The organism is Bradyrhizobium sp. B097, from assembly GCF_038957035.1.
Lineage (GTDB): Bacteria > Pseudomonadota > Alphaproteobacteria > Rhizobiales > Xanthobacteraceae > Bradyrhizobium.
The window spans coordinates 5,312,772-5,335,214 of the sequence record NZ_CP152412.1 but is presented as its reverse complement, the minus strand read 5'-3'; the positions used below and the strand labels follow the sequence as shown (position 1 = coordinate 5,335,214).

At 64.3% G+C, this 22,443-nt stretch carries 20 protein-coding genes; 9 read left to right on the top strand and 11 right to left on the bottom strand.

The window, feature by feature from the left end; all coding sequences use genetic code 11:
• Positions 1-15: 15 nt before the first annotated feature.
• Genes AAFG07_RS25235 through AAFG07_RS25225 form a run of 3 tightly spaced genes read right to left on the bottom strand, consistent with a single transcriptional unit; the run spans position 16 to position 4,947 of the window.
• Positions 16-576, bottom strand: coding sequence for an invasion associated locus B family protein (locus tag AAFG07_RS25235; RefSeq protein WP_342722554.1), 561 nt, complete (start codon positions 574-576; stop codon positions 16-18).
• A gap of 58 nt (positions 577-634) precedes the next feature.
• Complete coding sequence (locus tag AAFG07_RS25230) at positions 635-3,781, bottom strand: efflux RND transporter permease subunit (RefSeq protein WP_342722553.1); 3,147 nt, start codon at positions 3,779-3,781, stop codon at positions 635-637.
• A complete protein-coding gene (locus tag AAFG07_RS25225) occupies positions 3,778-4,947 on the bottom strand; it encodes an efflux RND transporter periplasmic adaptor subunit (protein ID WP_342722552.1) in 1,170 nt (389 codons plus the stop codon). Before AAFG07_RS25225 ends, AAFG07_RS25230 begins: the two co-directional genes overlap by 4 nt.
• 182 nt (positions 4,948-5,129) lie before the next feature.
• Between AAFG07_RS25225 and AAFG07_RS25220 the strand changes: the two genes are divergently transcribed.
• The 7 genes from AAFG07_RS25220 to AAFG07_RS25190 all read left to right on the top strand — a co-directional run bounded on the left by AAFG07_RS25220 (position 5,130) and on the right by AAFG07_RS25190 (position 11,749).
• Positions 5,130-5,591, top strand: coding sequence for a MarR family transcriptional regulator (locus AAFG07_RS25220; protein ID WP_212315079.1), 462 nt, complete (start codon positions 5,130-5,132; stop codon positions 5,589-5,591).
• 127 nt (positions 5,592-5,718) lie between these two features.
• Positions 5,719-5,958 (top strand): hypothetical protein, encoded by a 240-nt coding sequence (locus AAFG07_RS25215; RefSeq protein WP_092085525.1) that lies wholly within the window; start codon positions 5,719-5,721, stop codon positions 5,956-5,958.
• A 227-nt stretch (positions 5,959-6,185) separates the two neighbouring features.
• Positions 6,186-8,741, top strand: a complete 2,556-nt coding sequence (locus tag AAFG07_RS25210) for a TonB-dependent receptor (RefSeq protein ID WP_342722551.1) — start codon at positions 6,186-6,188, stop codon at positions 8,739-8,741.
• Between the two features lie 20 nt (positions 8,742-8,761).
• A complete protein-coding gene (locus AAFG07_RS25205; RefSeq protein ID WP_342722550.1) occupies positions 8,762-9,451 on the top strand; it encodes a Fe2+-dependent dioxygenase in 690 nt (229 codons plus the stop codon).
• A gap of 3 nt (positions 9,452-9,454) precedes the next feature.
• On the top strand, positions 9,455-10,471 hold the full coding sequence (exbB, locus tag AAFG07_RS25200) for a tonB-system energizer ExbB (RefSeq protein WP_342722549.1): 1,017 nt from the start codon (positions 9,455-9,457) through the stop codon (positions 10,469-10,471).
• 3 nt (positions 10,472-10,474) lie between these two features.
• On the top strand, positions 10,475-10,939 hold the full coding sequence (exbD, locus tag AAFG07_RS25195) for a TonB system transport protein ExbD (RefSeq protein WP_342722548.1): 465 nt from the start codon (positions 10,475-10,477) through the stop codon (positions 10,937-10,939).
• 12 nt (positions 10,940-10,951) lie between these two features.
• Positions 10,952-11,749 carry a TonB family protein gene (locus tag AAFG07_RS25190; protein ID WP_342722547.1) on the top strand — a complete coding sequence of 266 codons (798 nt, stop codon included), beginning with the start codon at positions 10,952-10,954 and terminating at the stop codon, positions 11,747-11,749.
• Positions 11,750-11,863: 114 nt separating this feature from the next.
• Here the strand turns inward: AAFG07_RS25190 and AAFG07_RS25185 are convergent, their stop codons facing one another.
• The 4 genes from AAFG07_RS25185 to AAFG07_RS25170 form a co-directional block, all read right to left on the bottom strand.
• A complete protein-coding gene (locus AAFG07_RS25185; protein WP_342722546.1) occupies positions 11,864-13,099 on the bottom strand; it encodes an ABC transporter substrate-binding protein in 1,236 nt (411 codons plus the stop codon).
• Between the two features lie 197 nt (positions 13,100-13,296).
• Positions 13,297-13,704 (bottom strand): hypothetical protein, encoded by a 408-nt coding sequence (locus tag AAFG07_RS25180; protein ID WP_342713528.1) that lies wholly within the window; start codon positions 13,702-13,704, stop codon positions 13,297-13,299.
• Between the two features lie 102 nt (positions 13,705-13,806).
• Positions 13,807-14,487, bottom strand: coding sequence for a site-2 protease family protein (locus tag AAFG07_RS25175; RefSeq protein ID WP_207837335.1), 681 nt, complete (start codon positions 14,485-14,487; stop codon positions 13,807-13,809).
• A gap of 84 nt (positions 14,488-14,571) precedes the next feature.
• Positions 14,572-15,474: a DMT family transporter gene (locus AAFG07_RS25170; RefSeq protein ID WP_342722545.1), complete on the bottom strand. Its 903-nt coding sequence runs from the start codon at positions 15,472-15,474 to the stop codon at positions 14,572-14,574.
• Positions 15,475-15,568: 94 nt separating this feature from the next.
• Here AAFG07_RS25170 and AAFG07_RS25165 point away from each other — a divergent pair, with 94 nt between their 5' ends.
• Positions 15,569-16,438, top strand: coding sequence for a LysR substrate-binding domain-containing protein (locus AAFG07_RS25165; protein ID WP_342722544.1), 870 nt, complete (start codon positions 15,569-15,571; stop codon positions 16,436-16,438).
• On the opposite strand, the gene AAFG07_RS25160 is transcribed toward AAFG07_RS25165, so the two are convergent.
• From AAFG07_RS25160 to AAFG07_RS25145, 4 genes are all read right to left on the bottom strand, one after another.
• Positions 16,435-17,181: an SDR family NAD(P)-dependent oxidoreductase gene (locus AAFG07_RS25160; RefSeq protein WP_342722543.1), complete on the bottom strand. Its 747-nt coding sequence runs from the start codon at positions 17,179-17,181 to the stop codon at positions 16,435-16,437. The two genes, AAFG07_RS25165 and AAFG07_RS25160, sit on opposite strands and share 4 nt — an antisense overlap.
• Before the next feature lie 25 nt (positions 17,182-17,206).
• Positions 17,207-17,938: an SDR family oxidoreductase gene (locus AAFG07_RS25155; RefSeq protein WP_342722542.1), complete on the bottom strand. Its 732-nt coding sequence runs from the start codon at positions 17,936-17,938 to the stop codon at positions 17,207-17,209.
• 129 nt (positions 17,939-18,067) lie between these two features.
• Positions 18,068-19,906 (bottom strand): IlvD/Edd family dehydratase, encoded by a 1,839-nt coding sequence (locus AAFG07_RS25150; protein ID WP_342722541.1) that lies wholly within the window; start codon positions 19,904-19,906, stop codon positions 18,068-18,070.
• A 213-nt stretch (positions 19,907-20,119) separates the two neighbouring features.
• On the bottom strand, positions 20,120-21,148 hold the full coding sequence (locus AAFG07_RS25145) for a LacI family DNA-binding transcriptional regulator (protein ID WP_342722540.1): 1,029 nt from the start codon (positions 21,146-21,148) through the stop codon (positions 20,120-20,122).
• Positions 21,149-21,354: 206 nt separating this feature from the next.
• Here AAFG07_RS25145 and ugpC point away from each other — a divergent pair, with 206 nt between their 5' ends.
• A complete protein-coding gene (gene ugpC / locus AAFG07_RS25140; protein ID WP_092113040.1) occupies positions 21,355-22,422 on the top strand; it encodes a sn-glycerol-3-phosphate ABC transporter ATP-binding protein UgpC in 1,068 nt (355 codons plus the stop codon).
• The last annotated feature ends 21 nt before the right edge of the window (positions 22,423-22,443 follow it).

Here is a 22,443-nt window from a genome sequence, read left to right as displayed (position 1 = left end):
GCTGCCTGCGCCGACCTACTTGATCTTGTCGTACACCGTCGCGAAGTCTGCGAGCGGCATCGGGATGCTGATGGTTTCCTTGCCGAGATTCTGGAACGACACCTTGAGCTGCTTGCCCGACTTCAGCTGGGCCAGGACGTCGGGCGCGATCGGCGCATTGATGTAGCAGCCGCGCGCTTCGCAGGTCTGGATCGGCACATCGACGGCCTTGCCGTCGTCGACTTGCAGCTTGGCGCCGACGGGCAGGTTCAACCCGAGCGGAAGCTGGATCAGCGCAACCGGCGCGCGGGTGTCGCCGGGAACGCGGATGTTGACCAGCACGATGAGCTGGCCGGTCTTGGTGAGCACCGCGGTCTGCTCCATCGCGCATTCGAGCGGCGCGTCGCGGCTCGCGCTCGTGCAGCGCGCAACCCAGCCGGTATTGGTCCCGGATGGGGCGTCACCTTGAGGAGCGGCGGGAGCAGCCGCCGGAACCGGCGTGGGCGCGTTCTTGCCCTTGGGGGACTGGGCGTGGCCAAGGCCGGCCATACCGATCACGGTGAACAGGACGAAGAGCGACTTTGCGACAATCTTCACGGTACCGGCTCCGAAACGAACATCTTTCGGGTGTGCCGGTATGCGGGCAAAAGTCAAGTCACTCGGCGGCCTGCTTGACTGATCCGTCCTCGCCATCGTCGGCATCGTGGTCGACGCGCGGCGAGCGGCCCCAGTTCGCAAACGCGTTGGAGAGCCTGTCGAGATAGAGATAAACCACGGGCGTCGTGAACAATGTCAGCGCCTGGCTGACGATCAGCCCGCCGACCATCGCGTAGCCGAGCGGCTGGCGGATTTCCGAGCCGGTGCCGGTCCCTAACATCAGCGGCACGCCGCCGAGCATCGCGGCCATCGTCGTCATCATGATCGGGCGGAAGCGGAGCAGGGCGGCCTGGCGGATCGCCGCCACGGGCTCCATGTGCTGATCGCGCTCGGCGGCGATCGCAAAGTCGACCATCATGATGCCGTTCTTCTTCACGATGCCGATCAGCAGGATGATGCCGATCAGCGCGATCAGCGAGAAGTCGAAGCCGGCGGCCATCAGGATCGCCAGTGCGCCGACGCCGGCCGAGGGCAGCGTCGACAGAATGGTGATCGGGTGGATGTAGCTCTCGTAGAGAATACCGAGGATCAGGTAGACGACCACGAGCGCCGCCAGGATCAAGAGCGGCACGGTCGACAGCGATTGCTGGAACGCCTGCGCGGTGCCCTGGAAGCTCGAGCTCAGGGTTGGCGGCGCGCCGAGGTCGATCATCGCCTTTTGCACCGCGTCCGTCGCCTGGCCGAGCGCGACGCCCTGCGCAAGGTTGAACGAGATGGTGATCGCCGGGAACTGGCCCTGGTGGCTGATCGACAGCGGCCGCACCGGAACGGTGGTCCATTTCGCAAAGGTCGACAGCGGCACCTGTTCGCCGGTCAGCGGCGACTTGATGTAGATGTTGTTGAGCGTGTTGATCGAGCCCTGCAGCTCCGGCAGCACCTCGAGGATGACGTGGTAGCTGTTGAGCTGGGTGAAGTACTGCGTCACCTGGCGCTGGCCGAACGCGTCATAGAGCGTGTCGTCGATCAGCTGCGGCTGAATGCCATAGCGCGAGGCAGTGTCGCGGTTGATCTTCAGCTCGACCGTGGTGCCGTTGGTCTGCTGGTCGGTGGCGACGTCGCGCAGCTGCGGCAGCGTCTGCATCTTGCCGAGGATCTTCGGCGCCCATTCGTTCAGCTCGGCGAGGTTGGCATCCTGCAGCGTGAACTCGAACTGGGTTCGGGTCGGGCGGCCGCCGAGGCGAACGTCCTGCGCGGCCTGCATGAACAGCCGGGCACCGAGCACCTTCTCCAGCTTCGGCCGCAGCCGGGCGATGATCTGCTGCGCGTTGGCATCGCGCTCGTTCAGGGGCTTGAGCGTGATGAACATGTTGCCGTTGTTGCCGGCCCGGCCGCTGCCGCCGATCGCCATCGCCACCGTCGCCACGCCGGGATCCTGCATGACGATCTTGCTGAGCTCCTCCTGCTTGCCCTTCATCTCAGCGAACGAGATGTCCTGGCTGGCCTCCGAAGTCGCGGTGATCAGGCCGACGTCCTGCTGCGGGAAGAAGCCCTTCGGGATGATGACGAACATGTAGATCGACAGCGCCAGCGTCGCGAAGAAGACCATCAGGGTCGTGAACTTCCAGCGCAGCGCGAGGTCGAGCCCGCTCTGATAGCCGCGCAGCATCGCGTCGAAACCGCGCTCGCTGAGCTGGTAGAACCGGCCGTGCCGCTCCTCGTTGTGGGCGCGCAGGAAGCGCGAGGCCATCATCGGGGTCAGCGTCAGCGACACGAACATCGAGACGAAGATGGTCATCGCCAGGACGACCGCGAATTCGCGGAACAGGCGGCCGATGATGCCGCCCATCAGCAGCAGCGGAATCAGGACCGCGACCAGCGAGATGCTGATCGAGACGATGGTGAAGCCGATTTCCTTGGAACCCTTGAAGGCGGCGGCCATCGGCCGCTCGCCTTCCTCGATGTAGCGGCTGATGTTCTCCAGCATCACGATGGCGTCGTCGACCACGAAGCCGACCGCGATCGTCAGCGCCATCAGCGACAGATTGTCGAGCGTGTAACCGAAGATCCACATCAGCGCGCAGGCGCCCAGCAACGCCAGTGGCACGGTTACCGCCGGGATGACGGTGGCCCAGAAGCTGCGCAGGAAGGCAAAGATCACCATCACGACCAGGAAGATGGTCAGGAGCAGGGTGAACTGGACGTCCTCCACCGCGGCGCGGATCGTGGTCGTGCGGTCGCTGATGACCTCGATCTTGACCGCCGGCGGAATTGCCGCGACCAGCCGGGGCAGCGCCGCCTTGATCTTGTCGACGGTGTCGATGACGTTGGCGCCGGGCTGCTTGAAGACGACGAGGAACACGCCGCGCTTGCCGTTGGCCCAAGCCGCCTGCTTGGCATCCTCAGGTCCGGTCACGGCCTTGCCGATGTCGCGGATGCGCAGCGGCCCGCCATTGCGGTAGGCGATGATGACGTCGTTCCACGGGTCCGCCGTAAGCAGCTGGTCGTTGGCGTAGATGGTGTAGGCGCGGGTGGCGCCGTCGATATTGCCCTTCGGGCTGTCGACCGTTGCGATGTTGATCGCGGCGCGGACGTCCTCCAGCGACAGGCCTTTCGCGACCAGCTTGGCCGGGTCGATCTGGACGCGAACCGACGGCTTCTGCTGGCCGCCGATGATGACCTGCGCGACGCCGGAAATCTGGCTGATCTGCTGGGCAAGCTGGGCGTCGACGGAATCGCTGACCGTGGTCAGCGGCAGCGTGTCCGACGTCGCCGACAGCAGCATGATCGGCGCGTCCGCCGGGTTGACCTTGCGATAGGTCGGCGGCGAGGGAAGGTTCTTCGGCAACTGACCGCTGGCGGCGTTGATGGCGGCCTGCACGTCGTTGGCGGCGCCGTCGATTGAGCGGTTGAGGTCGAACTGGATCGTGACCGACGCCGTTCCCAGATAGCTCGTCGAGGTCATCTGCGCGATGCCGGGGATCTGCGCGAACTGGCGCTCCAGCGGCTGGGCGACCGAACTCGCCATAGTCTCCGGGCTGCCGCCCGGCAGCGTCGCGGTGATCTGGATGGTCGGGAAGTCGACCTGCGGCAGCGGCGCGACCGGCAGCAGGGGATAGGCGACAAGACCGACGAACAGGATGCCGGCCATCAGCAGCGAGGTGCCGATGGGGAAGCGAATGAATGGTGCGGAAATTCCGTCGCTCATTCCTGCGTAACCTTCGACTGGGACTGGTCCGTGCTCGCCACCGCCGTCGTCACCAAGGTTCCCGGCGAGACCTTGTACTGGCCCGCGGTGATCACCTGCTGTCCCGGCGACAGGCCATCCTCGATCACCGACTTGCCGTCGATCGACTGGCTGACCTTGAGCTTGCGAAGCTCGGCCTTGTTCTCCTGATTGACTGAATAGGCGTACAGGCCCTCGGTGCCGTGCTGCACTGCGTCATCCGGGACGACGGTGGCATCCTTCAGGGTTCTGACCAGAAGCCGGGTCGAGACCGACTGGCCCGGCCACAGCGCATGGTCCTTGTTATCAAACACCGCCTTCAGCCGGACAGTCCCGCTGGTGGTGTCGACCTGATTGTTGATCAGCGCCAGGGTTCCGGTGGACAGCACCCGCTTGCCGTCGGTGGTCAGGGCAATGGTCTTGGGCGGCGCAACGGCCAGCGCCGCCTTGATATCGGGCAGCTGGTCTTCCGGCGCGGTGAAGATCACCGTGATTGGTTCGATCTGGGTGATCGTCACGATGCCGGTCGCTGCCGACGCGTTGACGATGTTGCCGACATCGACCAGTCGCAGGCCGACGATCCCGTCGATCGGCGATTTCACAGTGGCGTAGTCGACCTGGGTCTGGGCATTGAAGATGGCAGCGTCGTCGGCCGCGATCTGGGCCGTGAGCTGGGCCACTGTGGAGCGCTGGGTGTCGAGCTGCTGGCGCGTCGCGAACTCGCCGAGCTTGGTGTAGCGCTGCAGGTCGAGATTGGCGTTGGCGATATTGGCCTCGTCCTGGGCTTTTTTGGCCTTGGCCTGGTCGAGCGTCGCCTGATAGGGCCGCGGATCGATCTCGACCAGCGTGTCGCCCGCCTTGACGAACTGGCCTTCCTTGAACGCGATCCTGGTGATCTGGCCGTCGACCCGGGTGCGGACCTGGACGGTGTTGAATGCCTGCACCGTGCCGAGGCCGGTCAGGTAGACCGGGAAGTCGGCCTTCTCGACCGGCGCGATCTTGACCGGCACGGCTGGGCGCTGGGCGGAACGCTTTTGCGCGGCTGCTGCCGCCAGCTGATTGTCCGTGTGCTTCTGCCAGCCGAAATAACCGGCCGCGCCGACCGCAGCGATCACTAAAACCCAACCGATGGTACGTGACTTTGACATGCGGACTCTTGGGCTCGACGTAACAATAAAGGGTGATCGAAACGGTTCACAGAGCTTGCGGATATAATATGCGTGCACTTAATGTGTAAACACACCAAGGCTTGAGAATCCTAAACATTTGGAAAGGTTTAGGCCAGAAACGTGCAGAAACATTCCGTCTGGGAAACGCACCGAGGACCCCTATGTCGCTCGATCTCAAACGCCAATTCATTGCGCAGCTCGTCGAGAGTTCCCGGCTGCTGCGCAACTATATCGATCATCGCGCCAAGGCGCGAGGCACCACGCGGGCACAGTGGATCGTGCTGTTCCGCCTGCGCGAGCAGGAAGGATTGTCCCAGGTCGATCTTGCCGACGTGCTCGAGTTGCAGCCGATCTCGCTGGTGCGGCTGCTTGACCGCCTCGTCGAACACGGCCTGCTCGAACGTCGTCCCGATCCCCGGGATCGCCGCGCCAATCGGCTGTTCTTGACGAAGAGCGGGCGCCGTCTCGTCGACGATCTCGACAGTCTGCGCGATGCGATCGCCGGCGACGTGCTCCGTGACGTGTCGGACAAGCATGTCGAGAGCGGACTGGCCACGCTGCGCGAGGTCAAGGATCGCATCAAGGCGCTCGGCGAGGATGCCGCGCACATCGCCGCGAAATAGCGCGCGTCTCGTCGCGTCCAGACCTGCTCTTCATCCGTTCACCTGATGCAGCTTGCGCGACACGGTTGAAACGCCGCGGGATGTCGTTCATATCGCGCAGCAACGATGCGAGAGGACGAGGGTAGCGATGGACGAATTGAACGGGCGCATGATGGCGTGCCAGATCCTGGTCACCGGGTTGATCGCGCGCGTCGCCAACGAGCAGCGTGACCCGCTGCGTTTTCTCACCGACTTCCGCGACGAGATCAAAGCGGTCGTCGGCGGCGTCAATATCGCCGGCCTCGAGAATAGCGACCGCGTCCGGCAGGTCGCGCAACGGACCATCGATGAGTTGTTCTCGCTGATGAAGCCGCCAAGCGCCGAGTGATTGGCGAGGCATCTCGGCACCAATTTAGAACGACTATTAGAACACCTAAAAACTAGAGTTTAGAACGATTTCAAACCACAGATTAGAATCGCTTTGATTTGGGGCGATTCAAGCCAACTGTGGCGCTGATCGCATTGATAAAAAAAGTCGCGCTCGATAACCGAAAGAGACAGTTCGTCGCACGGTGGTTTCGCGAACGGACTTGCTTTTCTGGGGGCGTGCAAGACATGAGCAATGTGAAGGCGCCGAGATCGCTGCGCTTCGATGCGGCGATCGGTTCGGCTGATGATACCGGTTATTCCGCCACGAAGGTCTCCGCTGTCGCGAGCCTGATCGCGGTGGCGTCGTTTTCGGGGGCCGAAGCGCAGCAATCCAGCCTGCCGCCGGTGAATGTCGATGCCCCGGTCGCGCGCCCGCGGCCCGTCACGTCAAAGCCCACATCGGACCAGGTCCGCGCCCGCAACGCGCTGCGCCGCGTCGCGCGTCGCACCAATCAGCAGGCCCAGCAGGCGCCGGTGCCGTTTCCCAACGCCGGCGGTCTTCCGGCTGATCGCGATCGCTACGCGGATCCGGCCGCGCCGTACAAGGGCGACCGTTTGCAGGCATCCGGAAAGTATCCCGAGCCGATCCTGAACACGCCGAAGTCGGTCACGGTGCTGACCAAGGACGTGCTCGAAGACAAGAACGCCACCTCGCTGAAATCGGCGATCCTGTCGACGGCCGGTGTCACGCTCGGCACGGGCGAGGGCGGTAATGCGTTCGGCGACCGCTTCTTCATCCGCGGCTTCGATGCGCGCAACGATATCTTCATCGACGGCGTACGCGACGCCGGCGTCAGCGTCCGCGAGAACTTCTTCACCGAGCAGGTCGAGATCCTGCGCGGCCCGGGCTCGTCCTTTGCAGGCCGCGGCACCACCGGCGGCGCGATCAACATCGTCACCAAGCAGGCGACGACGGAGAACAGCTTCTACAACATGGACACCTCGTTCGGCACCGATCGCACCAAGCGGGTGACGCTCGATGTCAACCAGGTGATCAGCCCGACGCTGGCGATCCGCGCCGGCGGCCTGTTCCAGGATGCCGGCGTCGCCGGCCGCAGCTATGTCACCGACAATCGCGACGGTGCGTTCGTGGCCGGAACGTGGAAGCCGGTCGATGCGGTGAAGATCAGCGGCAACTACATCCACACCGAGCTCACCGGCATCCCGGATTTCGGCGTGCCGTACTACCGGCCGAGCACCGCGAGCACGGCCGGCGGCCCGTTCCCGGACTTCGGCGTCAACCGCAATAATTTCTACGGCTTCGTCAATCGCGACTTCTTCCGGACCGGGCAGGATATCGGCACGATCAATGCCGAGGTGCAGATCACGCCGGACCTCGTGATCAGCAACAAGATCCGGGAATCGCGTTCGACCCAGAACTACATCGGCACGCTGCCGGAATCGCCGACGCTGGCCGCCGGCGCTCCGTTCACGAGCTATACGCTCACGACCAACCCGCAAAGCCGCTATCAGGTCACCGACGTTTTCGCCAACCAGACCGAGGCGACCTACAAGTCGGTCGACCGTCTTGGGTTCAAGCACACCACGACGGCCGGCGTCGAATACGACAACGAGCGGTCTTCGATCGATAGCTACACCGGCCTCGCCTCCGAAATAACCACCGGCACATCGGCCTTCACGGGAGGCGGCTCTCTCTCCGGCGTCAGTGTCTTCAACCCGGTCAACACAAATCAGCCGTTCGGAATCCCATCGCTCGCGGGACGACCGACCAAGATCGGTATCGACACCGTGAGCGGATACGTGATGGATTCCGCCAATTACAACGACTTCGTCATCCTCAATGGCGGCGTCCGATACGACGACTACAAGATCAACACGTCCGCGTTCGCGACGAATGGCACGCTCGGCCAGCAGTCCGCCGAGTTCGGGATGCCGAACTTCAACGTCGGTCTCACGCTGAAGCCGCTGCCGAACGGCAGCGTCTATGCGGCGTACGCGACCTCGTCCAACCCTGTCGGCGCCGAGTTCGACGGCACCAGCACCGCCTATGGCGGCATCAATCCGGTTCTCAACGGCGGCAACACTCAGATCTTCGGGCCGGAAAAGAACAAGGCGATCGAGGTCGGCACCAAGTGGGAGCTATTCGACCGCCATCTTCTGGTGACGGCGGCGTTGTTCCAGACCGAGAAGGAAAACGCGCGCGAAGCGCAGAACGTCAACAACGCAGCCGCGGCTACAGCGCTCGGATGCTCTTATCCAACCGGAACGACCGGCAACATCTCCTGTATCACGGCGGGCGCCGCTTACCGCATCCGCGGTATCGATCTCGGCGTCGGCGGCAAGATCACCGACAAGTGGAGCGTGTTCGGCGGACTCGTGCTGATGCAGTCGGTCGTGACGAGGTCGCTGGCGCCGCCGGCCAATACGATCCTGTACTCGAGCAACGTCGGATTGCCGCTCGCCAACGTCGCGCATCAGTCATTCAGCATGTTGACGAAGTATCAGCTCACCGACATGTGGGAGCTGGGCGGGCAGGCGGTGTATCGCTCGAAGATCTATGGCGGCACGCTGCTCGCGGCCAACCAGGGCACGTCGATCCCGAGCTATTGGCGCTTCGACGCCTTTGCCGAGGCCAAGATCGACAAGCACTGGACCATGAAGCTGTTCGTCAACAACATCTTCGACAAGCGCTACTACGACGCGCTGTACCAGAGCGCAGCACCGTTCGTGCTGGAAGCGCCGGGACGCGCTGCGTATCTGGTTGTGTCTGCGCGTTACTGACGGAGGCTTCGCGGTACAAGATGCTGGTCTGTATTCCCGACGTATTGAGCAAGGCTGATGTGGCGGACCTTCGCCGCATCATGGATGCCAGCGATTGGGAAGACGGCCGCTCGACCGCGGGTGCTGCTTCCGCGATGGTCAAGCGCAACGAGCAGCTGCCGCCCGACAGCGAGGTCGCGCGGCAGCTCGGCAACCGGATCCTGTCGGCGCTGTCGGCAAGTCCGCGGTTCATCTCGGCGGCAATCCCGCTTAGAATCTTTCCACCCTTGTTCAACCGCTATGCCGCAAGCGACGGGCACCATTTCGGCCTGCACGTCGATAATGCGGTGCGGGGTGACAGGCTCACGGGCATGCGGATCCGCACCGACCTGTCGGTCACGCTGTTTTTATCGGAGCCGGAGGAGTACGATGGCGGCGAGCTCGTCATCGAGGACCTCTACGGATCCCATGAAATCAAGCTGCCGGCAGGCGATCTCGTGGTTTATCCTGCGTCCAGCTTGCATCTGGTCACTCCGGTCACGCGGGGGACCCGGCTAGCGTCTTTTTTCTGGCTGCAGAGCATGGTACGGGATGCTCACGCGCGCAGCCTGATCTTTGATCTCGATACTGCGATCCAGGCTCTGGTGGAGCGGCTGGGCCGCGATGACCCTGAAACGGTCAAATTGACCGGGATTTATCACAACCTGATCCGCCACTGGGCTGAAGTGTAACTGATGATGACATTCAAGTTCCCCGCTGCATCCGCCATGATCGCCTCGCTGGCGATGCTGATGCTGGCTGCGCCGTCTTCGGCGCAGCAGCAAACGGCGCCTGCCGCGCAGCCCGCGCCCATAACTCGGGCCCAGTCCGCACCCGTCGCCCAGCCGCCGGCTGCCGCTCCTGCTGCGACTGCCCAGACCGCGCCGGTGGCCCAGGCCGCGCCGGCACCTGCCGCGGTGGCTCCGGCACCGACGGCGCTCGATGTGTCACCGGCCGCGCCCGCGAACGGCGACGGCAAGGTGCTGAAGTCGACCAGTACTGGTCTGCACGAATTGTCGCCGTGGAACATGTTCCTGAACGCCGACATCATCGTGAAGGCGGTGATGCTCGGTCTCGCTTTCGCCTCGCTAGTGACCTGGACCGTGTTCATCGCCAAGATGGTCGAGCTGACCGTGGCGCAGAGCAAGCTGCGCGGCGCGCTCGCCAAGATCGCTGAATCGCGGTCGCTGGCGGAAGCGCAGTTCGCACTCGGCGCCAAGGGCAGCGTGCTGTCGTCGTTCATTGCGGCTGCGATGCGCGAAGGACGACTGTCGGCGGGCATCTCCAGCGACGCCGGCATCAAGGAGCGCGCGGCGTCGAGCTTTGCCGAGATCGTGCGCGCCGAAGCCCGCAAGATCCGCGTCGGCATGGGCCTGCTCGCGACCATCGGCGCGACGTCGCCCTTCGTCGGCCTGTTCGGCACCGTCTGGGGCATCATGAACAGCTTCATCGGCATTTCGAAGTCGCAGACGACGAACCTTGCCGTGGTGGCGCCGGGCATCGCGGAAGCGCTGCTCGCAACCGCGATCGGCCTCGTCGCGGCGATCCCCGCCGTCATCATCTACAACCATTTCTCGCGCGTCACGAAGGTCTATCTCGAGCTCGTCAACCGCGCCTCGGGCGCGGCGGGACGACTCTTGTCGCGCGATCTCGATCGCACCCATGGCGACGTTCCGCGCACCGCGCTTCCGCGCGCCGCGGCGGCGGAGTAGGCGATGGCAGTCTCGCTCTCCGAGAACGATGGCGACGACGATTTCGCGGAATCCCACGAGATCAACGTCACGCCGTTCATCGACGTGATGCTGGTGCTGCTGATCATCTTCATGGTGGCGGCGCCGCTCTCGACCGTCGATTTGCCGATCGATCTGCCGACCTCCAGCGCAACTCCGACCAAGAAGCCGGACAAGCCGACCTATGTCAGCATCAAGCCGGACCTGACGCTGGCGATCGGGGAGAACGCGGTGAAGCGGGTCGACCTGGTCAATTCGCTGGATTCAGTGCCGGACATGAGCCGGGACAAGTACGTGTTCCTGCGCGCCGATCGCACGGTGCCCTATGGTGAACTGATGGGCGTGATGGAGCTGCTGCGCGCCGGCGGCTATACGCGGGTGAAGCTTGTTACGCTCGAGGGCGTGCCCGGAGCGCCCGCGGCGCCGCAGGCCGAGCCGGCCAAACCCTGACGGCGAACAGCGATGTCCACCAACCCCGATCTTGACCTGCGGACCTCGAAGCGGCTCTGGGTGATCGCCGCGGTGACGGCGGTCGGGCTGCATCTCGGCGGCGCGGCGCTGGCGCTGACGAATTTGCGCGGCGACGACGGTGATGAGGGGCTTGGTGCCGCCGGCGCGGAATACGCCGTCGAGCTCGCCTCTCCTGACGTGCCCGAGGACGCTGCACCGCCCGGTGCGCCGGCTGACGAGCAACAGGCCGTGCAGGAGATGGCGCAGCAGAAGGCAGAGGTGAAGGACACCGACCTGCCGCAGGCCAAGCCGATGGAGGCCGACGACCCCGATCGCATCGTGACGGAAGACACCGCCAAGAAGCAGAAGGAGGACGAGGCCAAGGTCGCCAAGGTCGAGACCAACGCTCAGGAAGCACAGCAGGCTTCAGAAGCCGCTGCGCCGACCAAGCTGGAGGACTCGCGCCAGTCGGAGACGACGAAGGCGCCGAATCCCGGGATCGGCAAGGATAAGCTGGCGCTGACAGCCAAATGGGACAAGAAGATCATTGGCATCATCGAGAAGAACAAGCGTTACCCGAAGGTCAGCAAGGGCAAGGAAGCCCGGGTGGTACTCAACTTCGCCCTGAATCGGCTCGGCCGCGTGATCGAACTCGCCGTCGCCGAATCGTCAGGAGATCCCGTCTATGACGAAGCGGCGTTGGCGCTGCTTCGCCGCGCTAGTCCGGAGCTACCGCCTCCGCCGGCGGAGCTGACCGAAGAGACGTTCAGGTACACTGTCCCGATCGTCTACAACAAGCCGAAGCAGTAGTTGTTGTCGTTCCGGGGCGCGACCAAGTCGCGAGCCCGGAAGCCATTGTGCCGCATGCTCGGCGGATCGATGAATTCCGGGCGCTCGTGTCGCGAGGCCCGGAATGACGGCGGCTCAGCTCTTCTTCACCAGCGGGCAGACGCTCTTCTCGAGCGGCAGGAAAGCTTCATCCGCGGGGATGGTCGCCACCAGCTTGTAATAGTCCCACGGATACTTCGACTCCGACGGCTTCTTCACCTCGAACAGATAGGCGGGGTGGATCTTGCGGCCGTCGATCCGGATCGACCCCTTGCCGAACAGCGGATCGTCGGTCGGCAGCTCCTTCATCTTGGCAACGACCGCGCGGCCGTCATGCGGATTGCCGCCGAGCGCTTCCAATGCCTTGAAGTAGTGGATCAGCGAGGAATAGACGCCGGCCTGCACCATGGTCGGTGGGTTCTTCTTGAAGCGCTCCATGAAGCGCTTGGTGAAGGCGCGGGTCTGATCATTCATGTCCCAGTAGAATGTCTCGGTGAAGTTCAGGCCCTGCGCGACGTTAAGGCCGAGTGCGTTGATGTCGGTAATGAACAGCAGCATGCCGGCAAGCCTCTGGCCGCCCGTGACGATACCGAATTCGGCGGCCTGCTTGATCGCGTTGGTGGTGTCGCCGCCGGCATTGGCAAGACCGACGATCTTGGCTTTCGAGCTCTGCGCCTGCAGCAGGAAGGACGAGAAGTCTGCGTTGTTGAGCGGGTGCTTGACGCTGCCGAGCACCTTGCCGCCATTCGCAGTGACGACCGCTGAGGTGTCGCGCTCGAGTGCCTGGCCGAACGCATAGTCCGCGGTGAGGAAGAACCAGCTGTCGCCGCCGGATTTCACCAGCGCCTTGCCGGTGCCGTTGGCGAGCATGTAGGTGTCGTAGACCCAGTGCACCGTGTTCGGAGAGCACTGCGCGCCCGTGAGGTCGGACGAGGCGGAGCCCGAGTTGAGGTTGACGACGTTCTTCTCCTTGGCGAGGTTGGCGATCGCGAGCCCGACATTGGAGGCCGCGAGATCGACGAACACGTCGACCTTCTCGACATCGATCCACTGCTTGCCGATGTTGACCGCGACGTCGGGCTTGTTCTGGTGATCGGCCGAAATCAGGTCGATCTTCCAGCCCTTCGCCAGCAGCCCGGAATCCTCGATCGCCATCTGCGCCGCCACCGTCGAGCCGGGACCGCCGATGTCCTGATAGAGCCCGGACTGATCGCCGAGGGCGCCGACCTTGGCGACCTTGTCCATCGTCTGCGCCGACGCGCTGCCGGCGAACACGAGGCTCGTGGTCATCACCAAGGCTGTCTTGATCGAGGCTGCAATGGAACGCTTCATCTTCCCTCCAGTATGATTTTTGTTTTTGAGTTCCTCATTATGCCCGGCATCGGGCGCATCGCCTAGGGCACGGGCGTGATCGATCGCGCGCGATATTCCACGCTGCGGCGATTGAGCGGCCATTGACGCGCGACGGGACGCCGCAGCGTGCGCGCGTCGACGATGGAAGCGAGGGATGGCTTGCAACGCGGACCGCGCTATTTCCAGTAGTAGCGGATCGCGACGTAGACCACGACGAGGCAGGCGAAGATCAGCGCCACCGGCATCGGACGCTTGGCGTTCGGGGCAGCGGCGGCCGTCTTTTTGGCGGGCAGGCGGCGGAACGCGGTAACGTTGCCGGTGTCGGCGGCCGGTTCGCGCGAGCGTGCCGGAACCTCGGGTGCTTTGCCGGCGCCGCCCATCTCCGCATAGTAGGTACGATACATCTCCTGGATCGTCGCCTCGCTGGCGTCGGCGTCGCTCATCTGGTCCAGCAGCCTCTTGTGGATCGCCAGGAAATTCTGCGCCTCGGGCGGCAGGGCGGAGGCGCCGTTCAGCTTCGCCATCATCTTCCAGGTTGCAAAGTCAGCCCGCGCGCGGGTGTCGGCGCGTCGTGCAATCAGCATATCGGCAGCTTTGATCACCATGGCCTCGAAGCGTTCCCGTCCATGAGCATGAGTGACAAGATTGGGTTCCGATGTTGCGATCGGGTCATCCGCAAATCAAGGCTATGTGTTTCCGGTAATGAGGAGAAGGGCGTTGATTACATAGCCGGTCAGAGTTCGCAGTATCGTTGAAATAACATCAAGATTTAGGCCGATCTGCCGGCCGATCACGGGCAGCAGGATCAACAGCCCGATCAGGATCAGCATGCCGTAGGGCTCCAGCCGGGCAAGCGGGACCGCCAGCGGCCGCGGCAGCAGCCCGACCGCGACCCGGCCGCCATCCAGCGGCGGGATCGGCATCATGTTGAAGATCGCGAGCACGATGTTGATCAGGAAGGCGTTTTTCAGATTGTCCGCGGTCCATTTTGCCGCATCCGCGGGAACCAGCGGCAGCGCGTGGAATGCCAGCGCCGCCGCGGTCGCCAGGATGATGTTGGTGACCGGTCCGGCCAGCGCCACCCACACCATGTCGAGCTTGGGATGGTTGAGCTTGCGGAAGTTCACCGGCACCGGCTTGGCGTAGCCAAACAGGAACGGCGAATGCGCGAACAGCAGCACCGCGGGCAGGATCAGCGTGCCGAACGGATCGATGTGCTTCAGCGGATTGAAGCTGACGCGGCCGAGCTTCCAGGCGGTGTCGTCGCCGAGTCGGTGCGCGACGAAGCCGTGTGCCGCCTCGTGGAACGTGATGGCGATCACCAGCGGCAGCACCCAGACGGAGACGTCGTAGAGGGAAATATTCAATGGCGTGCCGCCTAGGGTTTGCTTGGACCGGACCCTCAGGCTAGCACGGATTCGCTGACGGCCTTGCGGGGGCGTGGCCGCGGGTCAGTGTGTGTCCGGCGCGACCACGCGTGCCAGTTGCGGCTGGGTCGTCGCGATCCAGATGCCGGCGAACACCGTCACGATGCCGGCCATCAGATTCCAGCTCAGCGGCTCGCCGAGCAGGGCTGCGCCGACCAGCGAGGCGGCGATCGGATTGACGGTGACGGAGATTGCCACCCGGGTCGGCGTCGTCCGCTCCAGTGCGAAGGCCCAGAGATAGAAGGTGAGCGCTGCGCCGAACGCGCCGAGATAGGTCGCGCCGAACCATTGCGGCGCACCGAACTCGGCAACCGGCGCGAAACTGCCGCGCAGCAGCGAGGCAATGATGAGGACCGCGGCGCCGGCCGCCATCGCGAGCGTAGTGAACGGGATCGGGCCGGAGCGGCGGATCAACGGCCTTGACCAGATGCTGTAGAGCGCCATGCAGAGCGCGGCCGCAATCATCAGCAGATCGCCGCGCCAGGCGCCGGCCGGCGCCGTGGCGAGGCCGGAGAGCAGCGCTATCGAGACACCCAGGATGGTGACCAGCACGCCTGTGGTTTTTCGCGCGGTCAGCGGCTCGGCACCGAGCGCCGCGCCGACCAGCATGGTCAGCAGCGGCAGCGTCGAAAGCGCGAGCGCGCCGCGCGCCGCGGTGGTGAAGATCAGCGAGGCATTGAACAGGATCGGAAACGCCGCAAAGAACAAGAGGCCGAGGCCAGTGACACCAAGCCAGTCGCGCCGCGGTGGCCAGCTTCCACGCTGCAGCAGCGCCAATGGCAGCAGCAGCAGGACGCCGATGCCGAATCGGAACGCGCCGATCGCCAGCGGATCGATCGCGCCGACCAGAAACCGCGTCGCCCCGATCGAGGTTCCGCCAAGCGCACTCGACGCCACTGCGGCCAACACCCCCCAGATCTCGCCCATCCCGCTTCGACCCCTCTGTTTTGCTTGCGCAACCTAGGGAAGGGCCGATAATCAGTGAATGCAATAAACCTGATCAACCAGATCACGGATTGTGATGACCGCGCCCGTCCTGGACCCGGATCTCCTGCAGGCCTTCGTCGCGGTGGCGGATCATCGCTCCTTCACCCGCGCCGCCGCCGCGCTGAACCGGACCCAATCCGCCGTCAGCATGCAGGTGAAGCGGCTGGAGGAACGGCTACAGGCCGAACTGTTTCACCGCAGCACGTCCAGTGTCGATTTGAGCGCGGCCGGCGAAGGGCTGCTCGGTTACGCCCGCCGCATTCTGAGTCTCAACGCGGAGGCGGTCGGCCGAGTGCGCGCGCACGGCACCGGCGGGCGGGTGCGCCTTGGCGTGATGGACGATTACGGGACGCTGATCGTCCCGCCGCTGCTCAAGGATTTCGTCGCCAACTATCCGCTGATCCATGTCGAGATGGAGACCGGGCTGACATCGTCGATGACCGACCGGCTTGGCGAAGCCTATGACCTCGTGATCGCCATGCACCCCGAAGGGCGCGGCGAGGGTGAGTTGCTGCGCACCGAGCAGGCGGTGTGGGCCGCCAGCGCCACGCATCGTGTCGAGGAGCTCGACCCGCTGCCGGTTGCGCTCTATCCGCAGGGCTGCCTGTTCCGGAGCTGGGCAATGCAGGCGCTGGACGAAGCGAGCCGGCCGTGGCGGCTCGCCTTCGTCAGCCACAGCCTGTCCGCGGTCGAGGCGATCGCGGCGCAGGGCCTTGCGGTGACGGTTGTGAAGTCGGGGACCTTTCCGCTGGCGCTGCGCCGCCTGACCGCGCGCGACGGCATGCCGCGGCTGCCGCGGGCGGAGATCCGATTGCACCGCGCGCCGAATCTTGCGCGCGCGGCGTCATTGCTCGCAGATCATCTCGTCGCAGCGCTTCGGCAGCCGGCGAGGCGAGGGAGTTAGTACGTCGCGCGACCGCCGGAGATGTCGAACACTGCGCCGGTCGAGAACGCGCAATCCTCCGACGCAAGCCACGCCACCATCGCGGCGAGTTCCTCGACCTGTACGAAGCGGGCTTTCGGAATCTTCGACAGCATGAAGTCGATGTGCGCCTGCGTCATCTGGTCGAAGATCGCGGTCTTCGCCGCGGCCGGGGTCACCGCGTTGACGAGGATGTCGTGCTGCGCGAGCTCCTTGCCGAGCGATTTGGTGAGCGCGATCAGGCCGGCCTTCGACGAGGAATAATGCGCGGCATTCGGGTTGCCTTCCTTGCCGGCGATCGAGGCGATGTTGACGATGCGGCCGTATTTCTGGCCGATCATGCTCGGCACGATCGCCTTGCAGCAGATGAAGGGACCCTCGAGATTGATGCGCATCACCCTGCGCCAATCGTCGAGATCGGTTTCCCACACCGGCTTGTTGGCTCCGGTGATCCCGGCGTTGTTGACGAGAATGTCGATCTTGCCGAACGCCCGCAGCGTCTGATCGCGCGCGGCGTCCACCGCGGCGGGATCGGTGACGTCGGTCTTGATGGCGATCACGTTCTCGCCGATCGCCCTGGCGGTCTTCTCTGCCAGCGGCTGGTCGAAATCCCAGATCGCGACTTTGGCGCCGGATGCGACGAAGCGCTCGGTGATGGCGCGGCCGAACCCTTGCGCGCCGCCGGTGACGACGGCGCAGCGGCCGTTGAGATCGATCTTGTTCATTGCTGAATGCCTTTGATCGGGGGCGTCAGAGCATGAAGCCGCCGTCGACGACCATGTCGACGCCGGTGGTGAACGCGGCTTCGTCGCTCGCGAGATAGACCGCCATGGCCGCGATTTCCTCGGCTGTGCCGAGCCGGCCCATTTTCTGGCGGGCGACGAACTTCTCGCGTCCATCCGGGCCGGCGGCGGCGGCGCGATCAAGCATCGAAGGCGTTTCCACGGTACCGGGGCAAATGCTGTTGCAGCGGATGCCCTGGGTGATGAAGTCGAGCGCGACCGCGCGCGTGAGCAGCGAAACTGCCGCCTTCGACGCGCTGTAGACGTAACGGTTGGCCGGTGGCCGCAATGCCGCGCAGGACGAAATGTTGACGATGCTGCCGCCGCCGCCTGCCAACATCGCGGGCAGAAATGCCTTGATGGTCCGGTGCATCGATTTGACGTTGAGATCGAACGAGAAGTCGAAGTCCTCGTCCGAGCACTCCAGAATCGTGCCGTGATGCACGAAGCCCGCCGCATTGAGCAGGATGTCGATCTTGCCGACGCGCTTGGCGAAAGCGTTGACATCAGCGGTGCTGCGAACGTCGAGCCGCGCGGTTTCGGCGACGCCGTCCTTGCCCAGAGTGGCGATGCCGCTCTCATTGATGTCGGTGGCGATTACGGTCGCGCCTTCGCGCGCGAATGCGATCGCGCATGCGCGCCCGATGCCGGCCGCCGCGGCGGTGACGACGGCGCGCTTGCCTTGCAGTCTGTCTGACATGTGTCTCTCTCCCGGTTTCCTCGGGTCATTCCGGGACGCGCGTAGCGCGGGCCCGGAATCCATACTTCCGATGGTGGTTATGGATTCCGGGCTCAGCCCTGCGGGCTGCCCCGGAATGACGGTGATGTTTTAGTGATTATCGCGCGCGACGCCGACCTTGCCGGCGATGTCGTGGTAGCGCGTTGCGAGTTCGAGGCAGGCGCCGGTCGCGTGCTGGCCGACGGTCTGCCGGTAGAGCTCCTGCCACGGCGTCTGGTTGGCCGGGTGCGGGAAGCCGCCCTTGCCCTTCAGCTCGGCGCGGCGGGTGCGCAGCTCATCCTCCGAGATCAAGATGTTGGCGCTGCCCTTGTTGAGGTCGATGCGCACCTTGTCGCCGGTCTTGAGGATCGCGAGCCCGCCATCGGCGGCCGCTTCCGGCGAGGCGTTGAGGATTGACGGCGAGCCCGAGGTGCCGGACTGCCTTCCGTCGCCGATGCAGGGCAGGGACAGGATGCCGCGTTTGATCAGTGCCGCCGGCGGCTGCATGTTCACGACCTCGGCGCCGCCGGGATAGCCGATAGGGCCGGTGCCGCGGACGAACAGCACGCAGTGCTCGTCGATGTCGAGCGCCGGATCCTCGATCCGGGCGTGATAGTCCTCCGGGCCCTCGAACACGATGGCGCGGCCCTCGAAGGCGTTGAGGTCCTTCGGGTTGGACAGATAGCGGTCGCGGAATTCCTTGGAGATCACGCTGGTCTTCATGATCGCGGAATCGAAGAGATTGCCGCGCAAGACCAGGAAGCCGGCGTCCTTCACCAGCGGCTTGTCGTAGCCCCAGATCACGTCACCGTCGGGCTGCGGCGCTTCCTTGCAATTCTCGCCCATGGTGCGGCCGTTGACGGTGAGGGCGCCTTCATGGATGCGCTTGTGCTTGATCAGCTCGCGCACCACCGACGGCACGCCGCCGGCGCGGTGATATTCCTCGCCGAGATAGAAGCCGGCCGGCTGCATGTTCACCAGCAGCGGCACGTCGTGGCCATATTTCTGCCAGTCGTCGATCGACAGCTCGACGCCGACATGGCGCGCCAGCGCATTGATGTGGATCGGTGCATTGGTCGAGCCGCCGATCGCGGAGTTGACCACGATGCAGTTCTCGAACGCCTCGCGGGTCAGGAAGTCCGACGGCTTCAGGTCGTCCCAGACCATATCGACGATGCGTTTGCCGGTCTCGTAGGCGATCTGGCCGCGCTCGCGATAGGGCGCCGGGATTGCCGCGCAGCCCGGCAGCGAGAAGCCGAGCGCCTCGGCGAGCGAGTTCATGGTGGAGGCGGTGCCCATGGTGTTGCAATGGCCGACCGAGGGCGCCGAGGAGGCCACGATCTCGATGAACTGCTCATAGTCGATCTCGCCGGCGGCAAGCCGCTCGCGCGCCTTCCACACCACCGTGCCGGAGCCGGTGCGCTGGCCCTCGTGCCAGCCGTTCAGCATCGGGCCGCCCGACAGCACGATCGCAGGCAGGTTGACGGTCGCCGCCGCCATCATGCAGGCCGGAGTGGTCTTGTCGCAGCCGGTGGTCAGCACCACGCCGTCGAGCGGATAGCCGAACAGAATCTCGACCAGGCCGAGATAGGCGAGGTTGCGGTCGAGCGCCGCGGTCGGGCGCTTGCCGGTCTCCTGGATCGGATGGGTCGGAAACTCCATCGCGATGCCGCCGGCGGCGCGGATGCCCTCGCGGACGCGGTGCGCGAGCTCGAGGTGATGGCGGTTGCAGGGCGACAGGTCGTTGCCGGTCTGGGCGATGCCGATAATCGGCTTGCCCGACTGCAATTCCTCGCGGGTCAGGCCGTAGTTCAGGTAGCGCTCCAGATAGAGCGCGGTCATGCCCGGATTGTGCGGGTTGTCGAACCATTCCTGGGAGCGGAGCCGGCGGCCCTTGCCCGTCTTGGTCTCGCCTGCGGCGCTGTGCCCGTTGGTGTGGGGTTTTGTCATTGGTTTCTCCCGCAATGCAAACTCTTGATGGGCCCATTCAAGGGCTCTGGTTCAACGTTGTTCTACCTTGCGCAAATCGTCGCGCATTACAAACCCAAGCGATCACGCACAGGTGTTTCAGTGGATGGATTGGACCTTAGTTGAAGGCACTTGGTTGCGCTACCATTTTGTCATTTTTCGCGTCCCTTGTGACAGGCTGGTGTCGGGTGCATGTCAGCTGCGCCGTGCCGAGCTTTGCCGTTCCATGACACTGAAGCCGAGATCGACGACGGGCTCGGCGGGCCGGCGTCCTTCCAGCGTTTCGATCACCATCATGGCAGCGTTTCTGCCCATTTCGTAGCGATTGGTGCGCACGCTGCTCAGCGTCGGCTCGCTCGATGCCATGAATTCGAGGTCGTTGAAGCCGACGATCGCCATCTGCTCCGGCACCGCCATGTGGCGGCGCTTGCATTCGAACAGCGCGCCGAGCGCGAGGTCGTCATTGACGCAGAACACTGCGTCGATGTCCGGCGTCTTGGCGAGCAGGTCGGCAAACAGCGTCCCGCCCAATGTCACCGAGGTTGGAATCGCGGTCGTGACGATGAGCTGCGGATCGAACAGCGCGGCCTCGGTCATCGCGGCGCGATAGCCATCGAGCCGCCGCTGCACCCGCGGGTCCATTCGCGCGCCGAGGAAGCCGATTCGCCGGTTGCCCTGCGCGAGAAGGTGGGCGATTGCGGCTTTTGCCGCATCAAAATGCGAGAATCCGATCATCATGTCGATCGGGGAGGGCCCGACTTCCATGATTTGCACGATCGGGCAATCGACCGTTTCCATGATGCGGCGAGAATCGGCGGTCTGGTTGATGCCGGTGATGATCAGCCCGGCCGGCTTCTGTGCCAGAAAAAGACGCAGCAGGCGCTCTTCCTGCAGGATGCTGTAGCGGGTGTTGGCGAGCTGAATGCTGTAGCGGCTGCCATCGAGCGCGTCATAGATGCCGCGCAGCACGTCGGCGAACACATTGTTGGTCAGCGACGGGATCAGGACACCGATCACCTCGGTGCGCTGCGACGCAAGCGCGCGTGCCGCGAGATTGGGCACGTAACCGAGTTCTTTTGCCGCACTTTCGACCCGGGCGCGCTTGCCGGCCGAGAGTGCATCCGGATTCCTGAAGAAGCGCGAGGCCGTAATCGGACTGACGCCGGCAAGCTTCGCGACTTCGGCGAGCCGGATCTTGCCTGGCGTGATGTGCTTTCGGGCCATTTGCCGCTCATATCACGACGTTCGTCGCAGACAAACCGATATTGACAGCGCTACCAAGCGATTGCTAATCGAACGATTGCCAAAACCGGATAAACTGCGGACAATAACGCAAGTCCAACAGAGCCACGCACCCAGCGTGGCCGGAACAAAACAGAGCGGTGGCGGCACTCGTCGTACGCCGTCGGGAACTTGAGGGAGGGAAGTGGATGTCGTCGGTCCAGATTCGCGACGTGCGGAAGTCGTTCGGCAATTTTGAAGTCCTGCACGGCGTGTCGATCCCGATCGAGGACGGCGAGTTCGTCGTTCTGGTCGGCCCCTCCGGCTGCGGCAAGTCGACCCTGCTGCGCATGCTGGCCGGACTTGAGAACATCACCTCTGGAACGATCTCGATCGGCGACCGCGTCGTCAACAATGTCCAGCCCAAAGAGCGCGACATTGCGATGGTTTTCCAGAACTACGCGCTCTACCCGCACATGACGGTCGCCGACAATATGGGCTTCTCGCTGAAGCTGCGCGGCGCCAAGCCCGAGGAGATCTCGAGCGGGGTCAAGCGCGCGGCGGAAATCCTCGCGCTGACGCCGCTGCTCGAGCGCTATCCGCGCCAGCTCTCCGGCGGCCAGCGCCAGCGTGTCGCGATGGGCCGCGCCATCGTGCGCGATCCGCAGGTGTTCCTGTTCGACGAGCCGCTGTCGAACCTCGACGCCAAGCTGCGCGTCGCCATGCGCACCGAGATCAAGGAATTGCATCAGCGGCTGAAGACCACGACCGTCTACGTCACCCACGACCAGATCGAGGCCATGACCATGGCCGACAAGATCGTGGTGATGCATGACGGCATCGTCGAGCAGATGGGCTCGCCGCTCGAGCTCTACGACAAGCCGGAGAACCAGTTTGTGGCCGGTTTCATCGGCTCGCCCGCGATGAATTTCCTCAAGGGCAAGGTGAAGGTGAACGGCGCCGCCTATTTCGAGGGACCGAACGGCGTCAAGCTGCCGCTGAAATCGGCGCCGGCCAATTCCGACGGCAAGCCCGCGGTCTACGGCGTGCGGCCCGAGCATTTCACCATCGCCGATGACGGCGCCGAAGCCGAGATCGTGGTGGTCGAGCCGACCGGCTCGGAGACCCAGGTGTTCGCCAAGCTCGGCGGCGAGCAGGTTGTCGCCGTGTTCCGCGAACGCCATCAGTTCAACCCGGGCGACAAGGTTCGGCTCAAGCCGGATCCGGCGCTGGTCCATCTGTTCGACGATTCGACGGGGAAACGACTGAATAGCTGACCGACTGTTCGATCTGAATGG

Coding starts and splice junctions, on each gene's coding strand:
- AAFG07_RS25145 (WP_342722540.1), bottom strand. CDS start 21,148: ATGGCCCGAAAGCACATCACGCCAGGCAAGATCCGGCTCGCCGAAGTC.
- AAFG07_RS25170 (WP_342722545.1), bottom strand. CDS start 15,474: ATGGGCGAGATCTGGGGGGTGTTGGCCGCAGTGGCGTCGAGTGCGCTT.
- exbB (WP_342722549.1), top strand. CDS start 9,455: ATGATGACATTCAAGTTCCCCGCTGCATCCGCCATGATCGCCTCGCTG.
- exbD (WP_342722548.1), top strand. CDS start 10,475: ATGGCAGTCTCGCTCTCCGAGAACGATGGCGACGACGATTTCGCGGAA.
- AAFG07_RS25180 (WP_342713528.1), bottom strand. CDS start 13,704: ATGCTGATTGCACGACGCGCCGACACCCGCGCGCGGGCTGACTTTGCA.
- AAFG07_RS25225 (WP_342722552.1), bottom strand. CDS start 4,947: ATGTCAAAGTCACGTACCATCGGTTGGGTTTTAGTGATCGCTGCGGTC.
- AAFG07_RS25165 (WP_342722544.1), top strand. CDS start 15,569: ATGACCGCGCCCGTCCTGGACCCGGATCTCCTGCAGGCCTTCGTCGCG.
- ugpC (WP_092113040.1), top strand. CDS start 21,355: ATGTCGTCGGTCCAGATTCGCGACGTGCGGAAGTCGTTCGGCAATTTT.
- AAFG07_RS25155 (WP_342722542.1), bottom strand. CDS start 17,938: ATGTCAGACAGACTGCAAGGCAAGCGCGCCGTCGTCACCGCCGCGGCG.
- AAFG07_RS25220 (WP_212315079.1), top strand. CDS start 5,130: ATGTCGCTCGATCTCAAACGCCAATTCATTGCGCAGCTCGTCGAGAGT.
- AAFG07_RS25150 (WP_342722541.1), bottom strand. CDS start 19,906: ATGACAAAACCCCACACCAACGGGCACAGCGCCGCAGGCGAGACCAAG.
- AAFG07_RS25160 (WP_342722543.1), bottom strand. CDS start 17,181: ATGAACAAGATCGATCTCAACGGCCGCTGCGCCGTCGTCACCGGCGGC.
- AAFG07_RS25185 (WP_342722546.1), bottom strand. CDS start 13,099: ATGAAGCGTTCCATTGCAGCCTCGATCAAGACAGCCTTGGTGATGACC.
- AAFG07_RS25215 (WP_092085525.1), top strand. CDS start 5,719: ATGGACGAATTGAACGGGCGCATGATGGCGTGCCAGATCCTGGTCACC.
- AAFG07_RS25210 (WP_342722551.1), top strand. CDS start 6,186: ATGAGCAATGTGAAGGCGCCGAGATCGCTGCGCTTCGATGCGGCGATC.
- AAFG07_RS25205 (WP_342722550.1), top strand. CDS start 8,762: ATGCTGGTCTGTATTCCCGACGTATTGAGCAAGGCTGATGTGGCGGAC.
- AAFG07_RS25230 (WP_342722553.1), bottom strand. CDS start 3,781: ATGAGCGACGGAATTTCCGCACCATTCATTCGCTTCCCCATCGGCACC.
- AAFG07_RS25190 (WP_342722547.1), top strand. CDS start 10,952: ATGTCCACCAACCCCGATCTTGACCTGCGGACCTCGAAGCGGCTCTGG.